Raw genomic sequence first — 20602 nt, 5'->3', positions numbered from 1 at the left:
TATCCCATGGATCTTTTGCAGACATTTTTTAACTGGAATGTACTCGTCGAGTCGCTTCCGCTGATGATGCGTGGTCTGGGCGTGACCATTGTGCTTGGGGTGGTAAGTATTGCCCTGGGCCTGGTGGGTGGGCTTTTGCTGGCTTTGTTGCGGCTTTATTCCTACGCACCCGTGCGAGCGCTGGCACGTATCTACATCGATATCATGCGCTCCATTCCTTTGCTGGTTTTGCTGGTACTCATCTATTACGCATTGCCTTTTGTCGGCATCCGATTGTCGTCTTTTGCTGCCGCTGCAAGTGCGCTTTCGCTCGTGTCATGCGCTTACAGCGCGGAGATTTTTCGTTCGGGTATCGAGGCTATTCCCCGTGGGCAGTTCGAAGCATCGGCTTCTCAAGGCATGAGCTTTTTCAACACCATGCGCGACGTTGTTTTGCCGCAAGCCATTCGCATAGTCATGCCGCCCATGACCAGCAATTGCATCAACGTCATGAAAGATACGGCGCTCGCCTCGGTGGTAGCGATGCCTGATTTGCTGAAGCAGGCGACCCAGGCTCAGGCACTGGCTGCTAACCCGACACCGCTGGTTGGGGCCGCCTTGCTGTATCTGTTGCTGCTGTTGCCGCTGGTGCAAATGGTCAGCTGGGTTGAGCGTCGTAACGCCTCTGGAGGAAAAACCGCATGAGCACGTTGATCGACATTGAAAAGCTCGACAAATACTACGGTAGCTTCAAAGCGTTGAGTGACATCAACCTGCAGGTTGAAGAAGGAGAAGTGGTGGTGATTCTGGGCCCGTCCGGTTCGGGGAAATCTACTTTGATCCGCTGCATCAATCTGCTTGAAGACTACCAGAAAGGTCACATCCGCGTGGCGGGTGAGCGGGTTGAAAACGGCCCGCGACTGTCGGCCATCCGCAGTGAAGTCGGCATGGTATTTCAGAGTTTCAACCTTTATCCGCATCTCAGTGTTCTCGACAACGTGTCGCTGGCCCCGATTCGTGTTCGCGGACTGAGCCGGCGTGAAGCGCATGCCAGGGCCAAGGAACTATTGGTGAAAGTCGGGATGGGCGACCACGCGCATAAATACCCGAGCCAATTGTCTGGCGGCCAGCAGCAGCGTGTTGCCATTGCTCGCACCATGGCCATGGAGCCTCGTGCGATTTTGTTCGATGAACCGACTTCGGCGCTGGACCCGGAAATGGTTGGCGAGGTACTCGATGTCATGCAAAACCTCGCTCGCTCCGGCGTCACGATGGTCGTGGTCACTCATGAAATGGGCTTTGCCCGTCGGGTCGCCGACCGGGTGATCTTCATGGAAAGTGGGCGCATCGTTGAGCAGAACATCCCTGAACCGTTTTTTACCGCACCCCGGGAACCTCGCACACAAGCGTTCCTGCAAGCCATCCTGCATCATTGAATCCGGCTGGAGAAAGTAGAGTGAATCCTCTCGATATCGATTACGTTCGCAAGCAATTTCCAGGTCTGGCCGGTGGCTATGCCTACATGGACAACGCCGGTGGGTCGATGGTGCTGAGCGCAGTGGCGCAGCGGGTCAGCGATTATCTGCTCAATAGCAGTGTGCAACTGGGCGCGTCCTACCAACCTTCCGTCGACGCTGGCGAGCGAGTGATGCAGGCACGTCACTCGGTCATGCAGTTGATCAACGCCGAGCATCCCGACGAAGTGATCATGGGCGGCTCGACCACCCACTTGTTGCAAATACTGTGTCGCGCCATTGCCCCGTCAATCGTCCCAGGCGATGAAATCATCGTCACCAATTGCGATCACGAGGCTAACATCGGCCCATGGATCAAGCTGTGCGAAAGCCGCGGCGCGACCTTGCGTGTGTGGCAGGTCAATCCCGACAGTTGTGAACTCGAGCTGGATGACCTGCAGGTCTTGCTGAGTAACAAAACCCGCTATGTGGCGATGACGCACACTTCGAATATTCTCGGTTCGGTCAATCCCGTCGCCGAGGTTGCGCGGCGTGTCCATGCGGTGGGCGCCAAGCTGTGCGTGGACGCCGTTGCTTATGCGCCACATCGTCTGGTGGACGTGCAGGCCAGCGGAGCCGATTTCTACGTCTACAGCTTCTACAAAACGTTCGGCCCGCACTTCGCTGTGCTCTGGGGACGTCGCAATCTGTTGCTGGAGCTGCCGAGCCTTAACCACTTCTTTATCGGCAAGGATGTGGTGCCTTACAAATTGCAGCCTGGCAACGTCAACTACGAGTTGTCATTCGGTTGCATCGGTATCACCGACTACCTGCTCGACGTCAGTACCCGGCTCGGCGCGCAAGGCAGCGAGCGCCAGTGCATGCAAGCTGCGTTCGATGCTTTCGAGGTGCAGGAAGATTTGCTCGCCGAGCGCCTGCTGGCATTTTTGCGCCAGCGCGAGGGTGTTCGGATCATCGGCAAAGCGCATACCCGAAATCGAGTGCCAACGATCAGTTTCGTGGTTGAGGATGTTCAGTCCGAAGCTGTTGTGCGCAGGGTCGATGATCACCGTATCGGCATTCGCTTTGGTGACTTCTATGCGCGGCGACTTATCGAAGCCCTAGGGCTTGATCGGTTTGGCGGGGTAGTGCGGGTGTCGTTGGCGCATTACAACACGCTGGAAGAAGTCGACCGCCTCATCACTGCGCTGGATCAAGCAATCAATGCGTTGCGTTGACAGGCGTACACACTTCTAATTTCACGAGCCTTCATCATGGCCTTACCTGAAACCCTTGCAGAGCTGCGTGACTGTATAGCGGCCCAGCACGAACAACTGACCGGTCGTCTGCGCGATGCTGCCCGATACCTGATCGACAACCCGCATGAGATTGCACTCAATACGGTCGCCGAACTGGGAAAGCGCTCGAGTATCGCGCCTGCCGCTTATATTCGGCTGGCTCAGGCCCTTGGCTTTGCAGGTTTCAAGGATTTGCAGCGGCTGTTCCGTGCGCCGCTGCAACAGGCTGCCGACACACAAAGCGAGCGCATTCGGCACTACGGCGGTGAGAAGTTGCTGGAAGACCCGAGTGACGTCGGCGCCATTCTGCGTGAGTTCAGCCAAGCCAATATCGTTTCTCTTGAACACCTGGCCGAGGGCGGCGAGCAGGCCAACATCGAGGCAGCCATCGCCCATCTGCAAGTCGCGCGCACGACTTTCGTTATCGGCATGCGCCGCGCCTTTCCGGTGGCGGCGTATCTGAGCTATGCGTTGAGTCGCGTGGGCCGGCGAACCGTGCATATCAGCGGTGCTGGCGGCACGTTGCCGGAGCAGGTCAGCGCCATTGCCGATGATGACTTATTGATAGCCGTCAGCTTTCCGCCTTACGCCAATGACACCGTAGAGGCGTGTCGTCAGGCGCGGGCAGCCGGTGTGACGCTGGTGGCAATCACTGACAGCGTGCTGAGCCCTATCGGGCAGATGGCCGACACGGTGATTGAGGTCAACGACGCCGAATTGCTGGGCTTTCGTTCACTCACCGCTTCGTTCTGTATTGCGCAAACCCTCGCTATGGGGCTGGCCTTCAGCGAGTGGCAATCAGATAGCACCTTCAATCATGACCGGCTCAAAGATATCGACTGCTAAGTCGCTACCTTCGCTACGTACTTATTTAACCAGTGACTTCAGGAGAAGATCCCGATGGTTTCACCTGCACGCGATTTAGTGGGTTACGGTAGAAAACGCCCGCAAGGCACCTGGCCGAATGGCGCACGATTGGCCGTTAGCCTGGTGATCAACTACGAAGAAGGCTCCGAGCGCTCGCTCGCCATGGGCGATCCGGACCAGGAGTCAATGACCGAATGGGGCAGCTATTCAATACCCGACGGCACACGAAATCTAGCGATGGAATCCATGTACGAGTACGGCTCGCGCGTGGGGATCTGGCGAATTCTGGATATCCTCGACCAGCAGTCGGTTCGTGCGACTTTTCATGCGTGCGCCGTGGCCTTTGAGCAGAACCCTGATGTTGCACGCGCCGCAGTCGCGGGGGGCCATGAGATTTGCAGTCACGGTTATCGCTGGGAGGAAGTGTTTCGCCTGACTGAAGAGCAGGAACGTGAACACATGCGTTTGGCCATCGAGTCATTTGAACGCACCTGTGGCAAGCGTCCTGTTGGCTGGTATTGCCGCTATGGCGCCAGCGTCAACACCCGTCGCCTGGTGGCTGAGGAGGGCGGTTTTCTCTACGATTCCGATGCCTACAACGACGATGTTCCCTATTTTGTCGAGGTCGAGGGCAAGCGCCATCTCGTGGTGCCTTACACCGCCGACGTGAACGATTTCCGTTATTGGAATTCTCCGGGGCTTTCGCAGGCATCGGACTTTTTCGAGTACATGAAAGAAAGCTTCGAGGTCCTTTATGAGGAGTCCGCTGAAGGACCACGCATGATGTCGATCGGGCTGCATCCACGCATGGTGGGCCGTCCCGGGCGGGTCAGGGCGATCAAGCAATTCATCGAGTATGCCAACGAGCACAGCGGTGTCTGGTTTGCTACGCGCGAAGAAATCGCCCGTGCCTGGCTTGAACGAACTTGATTGCGTGGCAATCACGTCAGAGCAAAAAATGATGGGCTATTCCCCACTGTGGTGAAAGAGTTCAAGGGAACAGCCAGCCGTTCGACAGAAGTCGCTCAATCCCGGGCAATCTTGTCATTTGCCAAGGCTTGGGGCAGGGTCGATACAACTGACATCTCTGCCAAAGGAGTAACCCCATGTCAAAGCTATATCCCAGTATTGATCCTGAAGGGCTGGTCGAGTACTCGGTGGTCTACACCGACCGCTCGCTCAACCACATGTCCCGGTCATTTCAAGGCGTGATGAAGAGCATTTCCACGACCCTGAAACAGGTCTACAACGCCCAGGCTGTTGCGGTGGTCCCCGGCAGCGGCACATTCGGCATGGAAGCGGTGGCGCGGCAGTTTGCCACCGACCAGCAGTGTCTGGTGATCCGCAACGGCTGGTTCAGCTATCGCTGGAGCCAGATCCTTGAGATGGGCAACATCCCGGCAGCCACCACGGTGCTCAAAGCCAGGCCGGTCGAGATTGGACGCCAGGCTGCCTACGCCCCACCGCCTCTGGACGAAGTGCTGGCAGCCATTGCGGCGCAGAAGCCGCAGATTGTCTTCGCTCCCCACGTTGAAACCTCATCAGGAATTATCCTGCCCGACGACTACCTGCGGGCCGTCGGCGACGCCGTGCATGCGGTGGGTGGCCTGTTCGTGCTGGACTGCATCGCCTCAGGCACGATTTGGGTCGATATGCACAAATGCGCAGTCGACCTGCTGATCAGCGCACCGCAGAAAGGCTGGAGCGCGTCCCCTTGCTGCGCCCTGGTGATGCTCAGTGCTCTGGCCCTCCAGCGCATCGAGCAGACGCATAGCAGCAGCTTCGCCTGCGACCTGAAGAAGTGGCTTCAGATCATGCAGGCCTACGAACAGGGTGGACATGCCTACCATGCGACCATGCCCAGCGATTCCCTCGCGCGATTTAACGAAGTGATGAAAGAGACGCAAGCCTACGGTTTCGACAAGGTCCGCGGCGAACAACAGGAGCTGGGTGATCGGGTGCGCGCAATGCTGACCGGCAAAGGCTTCAAAAGCGTAGCCGCATCCGGCTTTCAAGCCCCTGGCGTAGTGGTGAGCTACACCGAAGATGCCGACATCAAGAACGGCAAGAAATTTGCCGACCACGGCCTGCAGATCGCCGCCGGAGTGCCGTTGCAATGCGACGAGCCGGCCGACTTCCAGACCTTCCGCATCGGTCTGTTCGGACTCGAAAAGCTGCAGAATATCGATCGTACGGTCAGCACCCTTGAGCAGGCACTGGACGAGGTGATGGTTAACTAAACCGGTATTCGACACCGTTACCACATGGGGCCGGGACATGTTGAAAACCACGGGCGTAGACACGCGCCGCCTGACCGGCTGGGGCCGGTTGCTTCTGGAAGAGGCCTGATATGCAACCTTTTGATACGGTGATTCGCAACGCCCGTGTGGTAACCGCCGCGGACACGTTTACCAGCGATATCGGTATCCGTGATGGGCGCATCGTCTCCCTTGGCCTGGACCTGCCGCAAGGTCACCAGGAAATCGACGCGGCAGGCCGGCATGTCACCCCCGGTGGCATCGACAGTCACGTGCACCTCGACCAGCCGACGGGCGACGGCTCGGTGATGGCCGATGACTTTTTCAGCGGCACGGTCTCGGCGGCCTGCGGCGGTACCACCACTGTCATCCCGTTCGCCTGCCAGCAGAAGGGCGAAAGCCTGCGCTCTGCCGTCGATGACTACCATCGTCGGGCGGGTAACAAGCCGGTGATCGATTATGCCTTCCACCTGATCGTCACCGACCCCACCCCGCAGGTGCTGCGTGAAGAACTGCCGGCCTTGATTGCTGAAGGCTATACATCGTTCAAGATCTACATGACCTACGATGCGCTGAAGCTGGGCGATCGGGAGATTCTCGAGACGTTGTCGGTCGCGCGCCGTGAGGGCGCCATGGTGATGCTCCACGCCGAGAACAGCGATTGCATCGCCTGGCTTACCGAGCGACTACTGGCGGCCGGGCTGACTGCGCCGCGCTACCACACCGCGTCGCGGCCGATGCTGGTGGAGCGCGAAGCGACCCATCGTGCCATCGCCCTTGCCGAGTTGGTGGATGTGCCGATCCTGATCGTGCACGTATCGGGTCGCGAGGCCGTGGAGCAGATTCGCTGGGCCCAGAGCCACGGGTTGAAGGTGTACGCCGAAACCTGCCCGCAGTACCTGTTCCTGACCGCCGACTCGCTGGGGTGTGACGACAGCTTCGAAGGTGCCAAGTGCATCTGCAGCCCGCCGCCGCGCGATGCCGCAAACCAGCAGGTGATCTGGGATGGCCTGGAGAACGGCACGTTCGAGATTTTCTCGTCAGACCACGCGCCCTTTCGCTTCGATGGCCCCAATGGCAAGAAGGCTCACGGTGAAGCGGTGTCGTTCGACCAGATCGCCAACGGCATTCCCGGTGTCGAAACCCGCATGGCACTGCTCTGGTCCGAAGGCGTGCGCAGTGGGCGCATCACCGCGCAAAGCTTTGTTGCGCTGACCTCCACCAATGCCGCCAAGATGTATGGGTTGTATCCGCGCAAGGGCAGCATCGCTATTGGTGCTGATGCTGACCTGGTGATCTGGAATGAAGGCGAGTCGGTGCACCTGTGCAACGAAATGCTGCACCACAACGTTGATTACACGCCTTATGCCGGCATGACGCTGAGCGCCTGGCCGGCCATGACCCTGTCTCGCGGTGAGGTGGTCTGGGACGGCGAGCCGCGCGGTCAGGCTGGTCGCGGCCGGTTTCTGGCGTGCGAGCGCCCGGCGCCCGCGCAACTGCGCCGACGTAAGACTGAGTTGCCATTGTGAGTGCGGTCGCGCAGGTGGCCGCCACGCTGATTCGTGGCTGGCGTGAGGGGCGTCAACAACCGTTGCCAGCCCTGCAACTGGCGAGCGAAGCCCAAGCCTATGCCGTGCAGCACCGGGTAGCGGATGCCCTCGGCTGGTTCACTTCCGGGCCGCCAACGGCCTGGAAACTGGGCGGCGCTCCGGGAGGGCTAATCAGCGCCGCCGGAGTACCGGCAACGTCGGTACACCCGTCGGGTTGGCAGGTCCCGTCGGGCGATGCTTTCGGTTTCGGGATCGAGGGAGAACTGATCGTGCGCTTGTCGCGCGACCTGGACCAGCACACCGATCTGGCCATGGCCCGTGCGGCGGTCGATGTGTGGATGCCGGGCATCGAACTGTGTGGCACACGCTGGCTGCAGGGCGATCAGGCCGGGCCACTGCTGCGGCTGGCCGACCAGCAACTCAACCGCGCGCTGGTACTCGGTGCACCGCAAACGCTGGGAGAAATGCCGGATTGGTCAAAACAACAGGTGGCGTTGCGGGTGGCCGGGAAGCCAGAATTCGTCGGCGTTGGCAGCCATCCATTTGGTGAGCCGCTGAGTTCGCTGCCGTGGCTGGCGCGTCACGCTGCAGCACTCGGCAGCCCTTTGCGAGCCGGTGACCTGGTGGCTTGTGGTAGCTGGACCGGTATCTACTGGGCGTCGGCCGGGGTGCACGTGGAAGTAGAGTTTGCCGGGATAGGGCGGGTTGCCTTGTCTACTTGATGCGCAGGTGGCTAAGCCAAATGGTCAAGGGAATCACAAGCCCCGCGCCGAAGGGTAATGCTGTTCACTTAAGACCGTTTTTGGGTTGGGGTTGGGGGCATATCCGTTTTTTTGGTAACGGCGGCTATTGGTTCCGCCCTGACGGCGGGTTACTTGGAAGAGCGCCAAGTAACCAAGCGCTTGCGCCCCTGACGTACGGTGCCTCGCCTAGGCTCGGCATTCCCTCACTCCGGTCCTGCTCCGTGGGCCCGCCGCCATCGGCCATCCATGGCCGGGGGCGGCTAACCCGGCATCCATGCCGGGTTGCCCACTACGCAGAACCTGCGTTCGGCCTTCCGACGGGGCAGATCAAGATCAAGATCAAAAGCTAAAGGCGAGCTAACGCTCGGCCTGAAGAGTGGTGAGGAGCAAAAGCTCTGCGCCGGTCTGCTCTGCTTTATGTGGGAGTGAGCCTGCTCGCGATGCTGTTGCTATTGCTGTGTTGATCGTTCCCACGCTCCGCGTGGGAATGCCGCCGGGGACGCTCTGCGTTCCGCTGTCGACACCAGGCATGAGTCTTGCGCAAGGGTGACGCGGAGCGTCACGGGATGCATTCCCACGCGGAGCGTGGGAACGATCAGGGTCGGGATCAGGACGCGCAAGCGTTGAAGAACCAGGTCGGCCCGCAGGCCGCCTCGCTTTGCTTTGGCGGTGCACGCCCCCTAGCGAGGCACCGAACGTCAGGGGCAAGAGCGCTTGGTTACTTGGCGCTTCTCCAAGTGACCCGCCGTCAGGGCGGAACCCTAAGCCGCCGTTACCGCAGAAACGGATATGCACCCAACCCCAAAACGTTCTTAAGTGAACAGCATTACGCGCCGAAGGGGGGCCAGCATACGATGAGCACCACTCGGATTAGTTTTCCATGACGTCGAGACCACGTGGATGGGCCATCTTTTCTAGCCTCAAAGCGGCCGGTTCAGCACCAGCAAACGTGCCGCCAGAGCTGTCATCACCACAGCGAAACCGTAAGCCCCAAGCCGTTTGGATATCAAGCCTTTGCGCAGGCGCCCATGCAGCCGTCCGGCGCAAAATCCGAGCAGGGAATGGAAGATCAATGCGATCAGCGCAAGCAACAAACCCAAGAACATCAATTGCGCGGTGACGCTGCTGGCACCTACGGTGACGAACTGCGGCAGAAATACCATGAAGAACAACAGCGCCTTGGGGTTTAACAGACTGTTGAGCGTGGCTCGGACAAAGATTTTCCGAAACGGAGCCTGTGTAGCTTGAGTATCAGTATCCGCAGGAGGAGTCTTCAATGCCTGCCAGGCCAACCACATCAGATAACAGGCCCCGGCCCACCGTAGCAAGTCAAACGCCGGCGCCCAACTCATCACCAGCGCACCGAGGCCTGCGCTGACCATGATAGTCATCAGCACATCGGCCAGGGCTATTCCCACTGCTGCGGCGAGGCCGGCGCGCCAGCCGTGAGCAACTGCATGGCTGCTGACGATAGCCATGTTAGGGCCAGGCACGATTAGCAACAGCAGGGCGGCAACAATGAACAGGTAGAGGTTAGTGGCGTCCGGCATAGAGCAATACCTCCTTGGATGAGGAGTAATGCTAACCGGTAGTCGTCAGGCAGAAGCAGATACAGTCGGGATGGATTTGGCCGCAACAGTGGGGTGTAGAGATGCAAAATAGTTCGTTCGATAGCATGGTGGAACAATTCGAGCGACTGCTATTGCCTGAACAATACGACTGGATTGCGAGATAAAGAAATTCCCAACCGGTGATTAGTCATGGACTATAGGGGCTTTTTTAGCTGCCTCTTTATGAGGCAAGCACTGGTAGCTTCGGGAGCCCGTGGATGAACATCAAGATTGAGGCGCTGATCGCTCGCAAGATCGGCTTCGCTTCCCACCAGAACGCCATTCCGCTTATACGAGAATTGAGCATTTGGAACCAGGAAGAAACAAATCTTGAAAATCTGATACTGACTTTAAGCACCGACCCGGATTTCGTTGAAAGCCGGTCTTGGCATATTGACCGGATTCATGCGGGTGATCGCCTTAGTATTTCTGAGCGCGACATCAAGCTCAACGCTGGCTATCTGTCCGGGCTGAGTGAAAGCCTGAGTGCCGATGTGGTATTGCGCTTGTCCCAAGGCGAAAACCTGCTCGTCGAGCAGCGCTTTCCCACTGAGCTGCTTTCTCGCACCGAATGGGGTGGTTTGAGTGCCATGCCAGAGTTGCTGGCAGCTTTCTGCATGCCCAATGACCCATCGGTAGACCGAGTGCTCAAAGCCGCTTCTCAAGTCTTGCGGCGAGCAGGAAAGAAAGATGGCATTGATGGCTATGAAAGCAAGTCGCGCACCCGCACATGGGAGCTTGCCTCCGCCATTTGGTCGGGGGTGTGCAGCTTTCAATTGAGCTATGCATTGCCTCCAGCCAGTTTTGAGCAACAGGGCCAGAAGATCAGGCCGCCAAGCGTCATTCTGGAAAACGGCGTAGCGACCTGTCTGGACATGGCATTGCTGTTCGCTGCGGCTTTGGAACAGGCTGGATTGAATGCCCTGCTTATCATGACAAAGGGGCACGCGTTTGCAGGCGTTTGGTTGCAGCCACAAGAGTTTTCCCAACTGTTGACTGACGAAGCGTCGGCAGTACGCAAGCGCTTGGATCTGAAGGAGATGGTGGTTTTCGAGACCACCTTGGCGACCCAATCGCCGGCACCGAATTTTAGCCAGGCGGTCGCAGCTGCGCAGCGGCAACTCGATGATGAGCAGTTCATCATGGCAATCGATTTGCACCGTGCCCGGATGCAGAAGATCCGCCCAATGGCGCTTGTGTCAGCAGTCAATCCATCCGATCTGACAGACGATACTCCGCCAGCCGCTGAAAGCCTGGAGGAAGCCCCGGCACTGCCAGGGTTCGATGTCGAAATCAACGAGGGTAACGAAGGTCCTGCCGGTAAATTAACGCTCTGGCAACGCAAACTCCTCGATCTGACTACTCGCAACCGTCTACTGCATTTGCCAGACAGCGCTAAAGGCGTGCGTCTTCTCTGCCCGGATCCAGCCGCTCTTGAAGACCTGCTTTCGAGTGGCCAGCGCATTCGAGTGGTGCCGGTACCTGACCTGAATAGCAGCGGCCGCGATGTGGCCGTGTACGAGCAGCAGAATAATGAAAGCCTGGTAGACGAAGTCGCCCGTCAAGCGCTGGCGCGGGGTGAAGTGCTCGCCAGCCTGGAGAAGATCAAGCTTGAAGCAACCTTGATTGATCTATTCCGAAAGGCGCGCAGCGATCTGGAGGAGGGCGGAGCCAACACGCTGTTTTTGGCAATCGGCTTTCTTAAATGGAAGAAAAGCGCCGAAGACCCGAAGACCTACTCCGCCCCCCTGATTTTGCTGCCGGTGAAACTTGAGCGCAAAAGTGCCTTGTCCGGGGTGACGCTGACGTTGCTCGACGAGGAGCCGCGTTTCAACCTGACTCTACTTGAATTGCTGCGTCATGATTTTGAGTTGGTGATACCCGGGCTCGATGGCGAGCTACCAAGTGATGAAAGCGGCATCGATGTGACCGGTATCTGGAACATGGTGCGGCGAGCGGTACGCGATGTGCCCGGATTTGAGGTGAGTACCGAACTGGTTCTGGGCACTTTCTCATTTGCCAAATATTTGATGTGGAAAGACTTGAATGCCAACGGGGCACAGCTGCTGCAAAGCCCATTGGTCAAGCATTTGCTGGCGCCTAAAGAAGCAGGTGAAGGCTTCTCTGGCTCGGACGAGTTTCCCAGGCCTGAGCGCCTGGACTCGTCGGTAACGCCTGCTCAGCTTTTTGCGCCATTGCCAGCTGACTCTTCGCAGCTATCTGCCGTGGTGGCATCGGCTGGCACTCATAGTTTCGTAATGGATGGACCTCCGGGAACCGGTAAGTCGCAGACCATTGCCAACATGATTGCTCATAACCTTGCACTAGGCCGTCGCGTTTTGTTCGTGGCAGAGAAGCGTGCTGCCCTTGACGTGGTTTATCGTCGCTTGGCGGAGAAGGGGCTAGGCGAGTTCTGCCTGGAGTTGCACTCAAGCAAAGCGTCCAAAGTTGAAGTGCTCAAGCAGTTGGATCGCGCATGGGATGTGAGTGACACATTGAGCGCCGAGGAGTGGGAGCGTGAGGCTGCTCGATTGCAAACGCTGCGTTCACGACTTAACCAGTTGGTCGAAGTCCTTCATCGACGTTGGAGCAACGGTCTTTCCCTGCATCAGGCGATTGGTCGCGTCGTTCGTGATCACTGTCCTCAGACGCCGAGACTGGCATGGCCACCAGGCAAGGAGCACGATGCTGCCGAGTATGGCCAGTTGCTCGATCTCGCGCGTCGGCTTGGACTTAACGGCGTTGCGGCGCGCGACTTGTCAGGCAAGTTTGGCGCTCTGGCACAGACCCAATGGTCGAACGCCTGGCAGGCACAAATTGCAAGCGCCTCGCGTGAGTTGCCACAGGCCCTTGACGCGCTAAATACGGCAAGTGAGAGGCTTCTTGGCCTGACGCACTTGGCGTTGCCTGTGGCTGAAGCCTCACAGGTACAGCAGCTTCACGATTTGACGAGCCTGATCGTGGAATCCTGCGGGATGAACCTTTCATTCGCATTTGCCCCCGATGTTGTCACGCGTATCGAAGCAGCCCGGCGTGCTTGTCAGTTGCTAGAGAGCTACCGGGAGTTGGAGCAAAGCCTGTCGCTGAATTATGCCGATGAAGCCTGCCGTCGCATCCCCCTTGAGGCAATGCACAGCGAATGGCGAGAGGCCGAGGGCAAGTTCTGGTTCCTGGCTACTTTCGCCAAGAAAAAGGTGGCGAAAAAACTAGCCTCTTTAGGTGGCGCGGCGGGCCTTCCGGACACGCTGGGTGACCTCGCCATTTTCGAGCGCCTGCATTCGCAGTTGACGGAGTTGGACGCGTTGGCAAGTGACATGCAGTCGATCCCTGGCTGGCAAGGTCTGGCCAGCGACACCGCCCGTACACTGCGAGCTATCACACTGGCTGAAACGCTGCGCGGGCTGCTGAGTGGCTTGGCCGAATCCCCCGACCACTTGGTTTCATTGCGCGGTGCAGTCGCGCGTCTGGTCGTCGATGCGAATGAGATGTTGGCGCCGGGTGGGCAAATCAGCGCAGCGTTGTCGGCATTGCAACAGGCGTTGTCTCGCTATCACGAAGCAGCTCGGCTATTCGCTGGATTGGCTGCAACGGACACAGACGCGCATCCGAGTGATGCGGCGTTGCGGGCTACTTCACTTTCTATCCAGCAGCAGGAATCACAACTCAAGGCCTGGTGCGACTGGTGTCGAGTACGTGAGCAGGCCGGTGAAGCCGGCCTGGCAAGCCTCGCCCAGGCTTTGGAAGCAGGAAGCCTGATTCCGTCAGCCAGCGAGGAAACGTTTGTCACGGCCTATGCCCATTGGTTTGCGACACAGGGCATCGACAGCGAGCCGCTTCTGAGGAATTTTGTCGCGGCCGAGCACATGAGTGACATTGGAGCTTTCGTTCGCCTGGACGACGAACTGGCTAAACTGACGGTGCGATATATTCGGGCGAAACTATGTGGCCTGATCCCTTCAAAGAATGACATTCCCAAGAGCAGCGGCTTTGCCATTCTCAAGCATGAATTGCAGAAGTCCCGTAGACACAAACCAGTCCGGCAGCTGGCTATCGAGATGGGGGACGCGCTGAATCGCCTCGCACCGTGCATGCTCATGAGCCCGTTGTCGATTGCGCAGTTCTTGCCTGCCGATCAGCCCCCATTCGATCTGGTCATCTTCGACGAGGCTTCGCAGATTGCTCCATGGGACGCAATCGGTTCGATAGCTCGGGGCAAGCAAGTTGTTATCGCCGGTGACCCTCGTCAGATGCCACCTACGAACTTCTTCAGCCGTGGCCCTAATGCTGGCGACGACGACACGGCCGAAGACATGGAAAGCATCCTGGACGAATGCTTGGGCGCCGGGGTGCCGAGCCACAGTTTGAGTTGGCACTACCGTAGTCGCCATGAAAGCCTGATCGCGTTCTCCAACCATCGTTACTACGATAGTAATTTGATTACCTTCCCAGCCGCTGAAACTCGCGCAAGTGCTGTTGAGTGGCGCAGGGTTGAGGGCGTATATGCGAAAGGAAAAGGGCGTTACAACCAAGCTGAGGCTGAAGCCATTGTCAGCGAGACAGTCAAACGTCTAACCGATCCTGCGTTCGTCGCTGCGGGTCATTCAATCGGGATCATCACGCTCAACTCTGACCAGCAAAAGCTGATCAACGATCTGTTGGACGCTGCCCGTAAGCAACACCCACAGATCGAGCCGTTTTTCCAGGATACCCAGACCGAACCCGTCGTCGTCAAAAACCTGGAAACGGTCCAGGGCGATGAGCGAGACCTGATTATGCTCGGGATAGGGTATGGCCCAACCGAGCCGGGTGCGCAGGTCATGTCGATGAACTTCGGCCCTCTCAACAAGGACGGGGGATGGCGCAGGTTAAACGTCGCCATCACACGGTCACGTCGAGAGATGTTGGTATTCACCTCGTTCGACCCGTCGATGATCGATCTGAACCGGACCAATGCTCGGGCGGTCCGGGATCTGAAGCACTTCATAGAGTTTGCTCAGCGTGGCCCCAAGGCTTTGGCAGAAGCGGTACAGGGCTCGGTTGGTGGATATGACTCACCGTTTGAAGAAGCTGTTGCTCAAGGGCTGCGTCGTCTTGGCTGGCAAGTAGTCCCGCAGATCGGCGTGTCGCGTTTCCGCATTGACCTGGGCATTGTTCACCCTGATCGTCCGGGTGACTATTTGGCGGGTGTCGAGTGTGATGGCGCGACTTACCACAGTGCTGCCACTGCTCGTGATCGCGACAAGGTACGAGGCGCGATTCTCAGTGGCTTGGGATGGAACCTGGTGCGACTTTGGTCTACGGAATGGTGGGTCGACAAGGAAGGCGCTTTGCAGAAGCTGCACATAGCCCTGAACGACCTTCTGGCTCAATCCCGAGCAGAGGCAGTGGGTAGCCAAGTGACCGAGGAACCATCGGCCGCTCCAATCGTTATCGATTTCTCAACCGACGCCGGCATTAGTGATGAGTCGCCAGAAGCGCCCATTAGCTCCGTGAGTGAATTGCCGTCGGAGATTGCGGACGTTCGCATTGCTCACGCTCACAGCGATCAAACTGTTTCCCTGGGGCAGAAGGGTGAATATCGCATTGCCGATCTTTCTACGCTTGCGCACATGATCCAACCCGAGCAGTTTCACTTACCGCATTACAGTCCGGTGCTCCGTCAGATCATTGAAGCGGTACTACGCCAGGAAGCGCCAATTCTCGACGCACTTTTGGTCCAGCGTATCGCTCGCGCACACGGTTTCCAACGATCAGGACGGCTTATTCGAGACAGAGTGCTGGAACTCGCCGAACAGCACCATCACGTCCTGCAGGAAGAATTTGAGGAGGCATTCGTCTGGCACGCCGAGGGCGATGTGATGGAGTGGTCGACATACCGTGTTCCGGCATCGGTCAATGACGCGCGTTCAATCGAGGAGATCGCGGCGCAGGAGTTGCGTATCGCCGCGAGCATCATCGATTCTGGAGACCGAGCCCTTGAGGTTGCCAGGTTATTAGGCGTCAGGCGTCTCACAGGGGTGGGACGTGAACGCATTGAGCGAATACTGAATGCATAGGGGCTGATTGATTCGTACGCGGCGTACTGCCCGCAGGTGAAATTGGTGGTGCGCGCTTTTGACCGCGAACACGCACTGGAATGGTCAAGCACGAAGCCGACTACATCGTGCGGGAAACCTTTGAGGCCGCCTTGCGCGGGATGTTCAGTGAGTATCATTGGAGCGGCGTGCGGTTTTCACGCTTCAACTGCGCTCCAGAGTAGAAAACTGGCCACTCAACCACGTATAAAGCTGAGAAACCGCAGGGCTGATCTGCTTGCGATGCGGGCACACCAGACTCAACGGTAAAGCTTCGCCAGGATAATCCGGCAGCAGCACAAGCAGACGCTCTGCGGCGATATCTGCACTGACATCCAGCCAGGATTTGTTGGCGATACCTTCACCCTCCAATGCCCAGCGCCGCACGACATCGGCGTCATCGCTGAACAACGGCCCCGAAACCTGCACGGTTTGCCCGCCCAGGTTCCACTTGTCGTAAACCCGGCCATTTTGCAGATAGAGCAGGCAGGGATGCTTGCTCAGGTCATCCGGCGTTTGGGGAGAACCGCAGCGTTGCACATACTCCGGCGAGGCCACCAGCACCCGCTGGTTCCACGGTGCAAGCGGCAGTGCCACGTAGTTGGCGTCTTCATTCGGGCCGTATCGAATCGCCACGTCCACCGGGTCGCGAAACAGATTGGCCATCTGGTCCGACAGGAAAAAGCGCAACGTCAATTCCGGATGCTGACGGCGGAACAGCGTCAGCCACGGCAGCAGTATGTTGCGCCCCAGATCGGACGGCGCTGTCACTTGCAGCACGCCCCGCAGCGTGGCGTTCTCGCCACGCAGGTTTTCCTTGCCTTGTTTCAGGGTCTCTAGCACCGAGTGGGCAGTGGGCAGATATTGCTCGCCCTCGGCAGTTAATCGCAGGCTGCGAGTGGTACGGGCGAACAGACGCACGTCCAGCTCGCGTTCCAGACGTTTGATTGCGGCGGCGACCTGACCAGGCAGTAGATCAGTCTCAAGCGCCGCTGCGGTGAAACTGCCCAGCGCGGCGCTGCGGATGAATAAACCAAGATCATCGATGCGGATCATTTTCACTCCTGCAGTGAAAGTGTTGGCGCATTCTGCTTGTTTTTCTTTGTGCATGGGAAGTCGAAGATGGCCGCAAGTGAATGCACCAACCCTTCGACAGCGAGTGTCCATGAAAGCCATCACCTTTACCGAACACGCCTTACCCATCGACGATCCACAAGCATTGATTGACATCAGTCTCCCGGTGCCCACGCCTGGCCCACGGGATCTGCTGGTGGAAGTTCACGCGGTATCAGTCAATCCGGTGGATACCAAGGTGCGCGCCGGAACTTTCACAAAAGAACCGAAAATCCTCGGCTGGGATGCCACAGGCATTGTCCGCGAGGTCGGCTCTGAAGTGACTCTGTTTCAGCCGGGCGATGAAGTGTTCTATGCCGGCTCGATTGCCCGCACCGGCAGCTACAGCGAATTCCATTTGGTCGATGAGCGGATCGTCGGGCACAAGCCTCGTTCATTGAGTGCAGCCGATGCGGCAGCGTTGCCGTTGACCTCGATCACTGCCTGGGAATTGCTGTTTGACCGGCTCGGTGTCGTCGAGGGTTCAGGGGAGGGCAAGTGCCTGTTGATCACTGGAGCGGCTGGCGGCGTCGGTTCGATGCTGGTGCAACTGGCCCGACAGTTGACCCGCCTGACCATCATCGGTACCGCTTCACGCCAGGAAACCGCTGATTGGGTGCGGCAGTTGGGCGCGCATCATGTGATCGATCACAGCCAGCCAATGTTGGCACAGTTGCAAGCGCTCGGCGTGCCGCAGATCGACTATGTTGCCAGCCTGACCCACACCGAACAGCACTTTGCACAACTGATCGACGTGCTCAAGCCACAAGGGCGCCTGGGTGTGATTGACGATCCCGAAAGCCTCGACGTGATGCCGCTCAAGCGCAAGTCGCTGTCGTTGCATTGGGAGCTGATGTTCACCCGCTCGCTGTACGAAACCGCGGACATGATCAACCAGCATCACCTGCTCAATCGGGTCAGCGCTCTGATTGACCAAGGTGTTCTGCGAACCACCGTGGGCGAGCACTTTGGTGCGATCAATGCGGCAAACATGCGTCGTGCCCATGCGCTGGTCGAGAGCGGCAAGGCTCGGGGCAAGATCGTTCTCGAAGGTTTCTGATTTCACTCATCAGGCGGGCTCGCTTGCGGGTCCGTTGAATCGGCCTGCTCATTCAACCTGCTGAACCGCGCCCTCGGCCGGGAGCGGGTGCGGATGCGGTCGGCGTATCATTTCGCTCCAGGACGCGCCTTTACTCCGAATTGCGGAACGAGGTGAGTGCCCAGCTCCTCAATGACTTGCTCGGCAGGGCGCTTTCCGTACTTGAGATTCAGGATGACGTGGTCCACCCCGATTTCCTGAAGCGTCTCCAGCAAAGCCCGGAGATGGTCACGTCCCAGGCTGAACCCCAAATGAATGTGAGTGGGCGGCATGGACGGGTTCTCACTGAGGTCGATGTAAAGCGACTGAGCGAAGGGCTTATAGACGGAACCACATTGCTTCATAACCTCCATCCGCCAATCTTCCACGATCAATCGCTGCATTTTCGGCGCGCGTGGATAGTTGATCCAACCGACGCTTTCGCGCGCGATCCAGTCCAGTGACTGGCGGCTATGGCCGGTGACGAGCATTGGAATCACTTGGGTTGTAGGTTTCGGAATGAGGTCTGCGCCCAGCAGCTCACCACCGCTCCAGCGGATGGGTTCGAAGCTGGTGCTGTAGGCTCGACGAATCACCTCGTAGTGCTCTCGAAAGATTTCTCCGCGCCTTTCGGGATCGACGTCAAAGGCTGAAAACTCCACTGGGCGATCGCCGGAAGCTACCCCCAGAATCAAGCGACCTGCGCTCAACTGATCGACGCTGGCTGATGCCTTGGCCGTGTGCAGAGGATGGTGTAAAGGGATGGCAATGGATGCGGTGCCGAGCGCTATCTCTGATGTATGAGCGGCCATATAGCCCAGGTAAACCCAGGGATCGAAAACTTGGCCGACATCGCCGAAATTAGGGTCGCGAAGAGGCACGTCGCGAAACCAGAGCGCGGAGAAGCCCAGCTCCTCTGCTCGTTTGGCCAATGCGACCTGGTTGAGCATGCTTGGAGTGTCCCTATCGAAGGCCTCCAGAGGAAAGAACAATCCCAGGCTCAAATGACCCTGAGTGAAGGTTCGCTTGAACCCTCGATGCTCCTGATAAGGAACCGTGCTTGGCCGATACATACTCATCTTCCTCGATGGAAGAACGTGAACCGAGCGCCCATTTCCAGAGGCGCCGCATCGGTCGCTTAGGGACGATAGGTAGGGAAGTCCGTGTAGCCTTTACCCGTTGCGCCGTACATGCTGGTCGGGTCGACCGGATTGAGGGGTCAGTGGTTGGCGATACGCGCGTGCAGGTCCGGATTGGCAATGAACGGGTGGTCAAAGGCAATCAGATCGCTCCAGCCCGATACTAGTGCCTCAGCAAGGGCGTGGGGATTCATGCAAGAAGCATAGGCGGTTTGCGGTGAACCGCCATGTCCGTCGTCGCTACGATGGGGGTGGGTGCAAAAGAACGGGTTCACGAGGTAGCCGTTCGCACAGTGCAGTTCGAGACTGCCTGGGTATCGCTGTGAAACCCATTGAACGCAAGAGGTTGATTCTGTGGAAGCGTTCCGGGAACCCACCTTCTGAACTGCAACATTAAGTCCGATGGTGTCCGCGTATTTTTTTAAGCCGACGCATCCCGGCCGTTCTCGGCATGTAGATCTTTACCACTACTATTGGGACTTCCGTTCGCGTACGAACGCGATCAGTGCCTGCAACGTCGGCGGCACGTGTCGCCGACTGGGGTAGTAGATGAAAAAACTACTGGATAGGGCTTTCCAGTCGACCAGTAATTCCTCTAACTGCCCCTGCGCAATGTCTGCCCGCGCCATTTCCTCATACACATACGCTATCCCTATGCCATCCTTCGCGGCCTGGATCATCAACGCGTCATCTTCCAGTATTAATGGCCCTGGCACTGCCAGGCGCAAGGGCTGCCCCTCTGCCAGATACTCCCATTTGTACAGTTTGCCGCTGGGAAAGCGCCTGCCGATGCAGACGTGTTCAAGCAACTCATGAGGCGTCTTCGGTACACCGTGTCTCTTGAGGTAGCAGGGGGCCGCGACGGTGACAAATGCCTGAGGCGAGCCAATCGGGACGGCGATCATGTCTCCAGCCAGACTTTCGCCGAAGCGCACGCCGGCGTCGAACCCTTTAGCAACGATATCGCTCAGCCCGTCGTCAGCCGCCAGTTCCACGTTGATGCGCGGGTAGGCGGTCATAAATGGCGCGAGTAATGGCGCAACGACGAGGCGTGCGGCAGGTCGCGATACGTTCAATCGCAGTGTGCCAGTGGGTATTTGCTGTCTGGAGGTCAGTTTGTGCAAGGCGTCAGCGACGTCCGCCAAGGCTGGAAGCAACGTGGCGAGCAGTTGATGGCCGGCTTCGGTCGGCGTCACGCTGCGAGTGGTGCGGTTGAGCAGGCGTACGCCTAATCGTTCCTCCAACGCGCGCATAGCATGGCTTAGGGCCGAGGCTGATACCCCTCGCTCGTCAGCTGCTTTACGAAAACTACAGTGGCGCGCGACAGCGGAAAAAGCGTCCAGCTCGGATAGGTCGCAATGGCTTTTCATGAGTCTGATTCAGTAGTTCAAATACGATTACCCATCTTATCGTCAGTAACGACTGCGCCGATACTTTGC

14 protein-coding genes and 1 pseudogene are annotated in these 20602 nt (G+C 58.2%); 10 read left to right on the top strand and 5 right to left on the bottom strand.

Annotation, left to right across the window (positions count from 1 at the left end; genetic code table 11):
• The first annotated feature begins 6 nt into the window (after nucleotides 1–6).
• The 8 genes from HNR03_RS16730 to HNR03_RS16695 all read left to right on the top strand — a co-directional run bounded on the left by HNR03_RS16730 (nucleotide 7) and on the right by HNR03_RS16695 (nucleotide 8128).
• Complete coding sequence (locus HNR03_RS16730) at nucleotides 7–684, top strand: amino acid ABC transporter permease (RefSeq protein ID WP_095057972.1); 678 nt, start codon at nucleotides 7–9, stop codon at nucleotides 682–684.
• On the top strand, nucleotides 681–1415 hold the full coding sequence (locus HNR03_RS16725; protein ID WP_310504547.1) for an amino acid ABC transporter ATP-binding protein: 735 nt from the start codon (nucleotides 681–683) through the stop codon (nucleotides 1413–1415). The genes HNR03_RS16730 and HNR03_RS16725 overlap by 4 nt, the downstream gene beginning before the upstream one ends.
• A 20-nt stretch (nucleotides 1416–1435) precedes the next feature.
• A complete protein-coding gene (locus tag HNR03_RS16720; protein ID WP_259154701.1) occupies nucleotides 1436–2671 on the top strand; it encodes a cysteine desulfurase-like protein in 1236 nt (411 codons plus the stop codon).
• A gap of 36 nt (nucleotides 2672–2707) precedes the next feature.
• Nucleotides 2708–3577, top strand: a complete 870-nt coding sequence (locus tag HNR03_RS16715; protein ID WP_259154700.1) for a MurR/RpiR family transcriptional regulator — start codon at nucleotides 2708–2710, stop codon at nucleotides 3575–3577.
• Between the two features lie 54 nt (nucleotides 3578–3631).
• Nucleotides 3632–4528 (top strand): allantoinase PuuE, encoded by an 897-nt coding sequence (locus HNR03_RS16710; protein WP_259154699.1) that lies wholly within the window; start codon nucleotides 3632–3634, stop codon nucleotides 4526–4528.
• 176 nt (nucleotides 4529–4704) lie between these two features.
• Entirely contained in the window at nucleotides 4705–5838 is a 1134-nt protein-coding gene (locus tag HNR03_RS16705; protein ID WP_259154698.1) for an aminotransferase class V-fold PLP-dependent enzyme, read from the top strand.
• Between the two features lie 110 nt (nucleotides 5839–5948).
• Nucleotides 5949–7385, top strand: coding sequence for a dihydropyrimidinase (gene hydA, locus HNR03_RS16700; protein WP_259154697.1), 1437 nt, complete (start codon nucleotides 5949–5951; stop codon nucleotides 7383–7385).
• Nucleotides 7382–8128 (top strand): fumarylacetoacetate hydrolase family protein, encoded by a 747-nt coding sequence (locus HNR03_RS16695; protein ID WP_259154696.1) that lies wholly within the window; start codon nucleotides 7382–7384, stop codon nucleotides 8126–8128. Before hydA ends, HNR03_RS16695 begins: the two co-directional genes overlap by 4 nt.
• A 941-nt stretch (nucleotides 8129–9069) precedes the next feature.
• Here HNR03_RS16695 and HNR03_RS16690 read toward each other — a convergent pair.
• Nucleotides 9070–9699 carry a LysE family translocator gene (locus HNR03_RS16690; protein WP_259154695.1) on the bottom strand — a complete coding sequence of 210 codons (630 nt, stop codon included), beginning with the start codon at nucleotides 9697–9699 and terminating at the stop codon, nucleotides 9070–9072.
• A 278-nt stretch (nucleotides 9700–9977) separates the two neighbouring features.
• Here HNR03_RS16690 and HNR03_RS16685 point away from each other — a divergent pair, with 278 nt between their 5' ends.
• Entirely contained in the window at nucleotides 9978–15815 is a 5838-nt protein-coding gene (locus HNR03_RS16685; protein WP_259154693.1) for a DUF3320 domain-containing protein, read from the top strand.
• Nucleotides 15816–15998: 183 nt separating this feature from the next.
• Here HNR03_RS16685 and HNR03_RS16680 read toward each other — a convergent pair whose 3' ends face one another.
• Complete coding sequence (locus HNR03_RS16680; RefSeq protein WP_259154692.1) at nucleotides 15999–16889, bottom strand: LysR family transcriptional regulator; 891 nt, start codon at nucleotides 16887–16889, stop codon at nucleotides 15999–16001.
• Between the two features lie 109 nt (nucleotides 16890–16998).
• On the opposite strand from HNR03_RS16680, the gene HNR03_RS16675 reads away from it, so the two are divergent.
• Nucleotides 16999–18006 carry a zinc-binding alcohol dehydrogenase family protein gene (locus HNR03_RS16675; protein ID WP_259154691.1) on the top strand — a complete coding sequence of 336 codons (1008 nt, stop codon included), beginning with the start codon at nucleotides 16999–17001 and terminating at the stop codon, nucleotides 18004–18006.
• 107 nt (nucleotides 18007–18113) lie between these two features.
• Here the strand turns inward: HNR03_RS16675 and HNR03_RS16670 are convergent, their stop codons facing one another.
• The 3 genes and pseudogenes from HNR03_RS16670 to HNR03_RS16660 form a co-directional block, all read right to left on the bottom strand.
• A complete protein-coding gene (locus HNR03_RS16670) occupies nucleotides 18114–19097 on the bottom strand; it encodes an LLM class oxidoreductase (RefSeq protein WP_259154690.1) in 984 nt (327 codons plus the stop codon).
• A gap of 65 nt (nucleotides 19098–19162) precedes the next feature.
• Nucleotides 19163–19468: pseudogene (locus HNR03_RS16665) on the bottom strand (hypothetical protein); the annotation flags it as partial.
• Between the two features lie 165 nt (nucleotides 19469–19633).
• On the bottom strand, nucleotides 19634–20533 hold the full coding sequence (locus HNR03_RS16660) for a LysR family transcriptional regulator (RefSeq protein ID WP_259154689.1): 900 nt from the start codon (nucleotides 20531–20533) through the stop codon (nucleotides 19634–19636).
• Between the last annotated feature and the right edge of the window lie 69 nt (nucleotides 20534–20602).

It is taken from the genome of Pseudomonas sp. JAI111, from assembly GCF_024809425.1.
Lineage (GTDB): Bacteria > Pseudomonadota > Gammaproteobacteria > Pseudomonadales > Pseudomonadaceae > Aquipseudomonas.
This window is presented reverse-complemented; position numbering and strand designations above follow the sequence as displayed.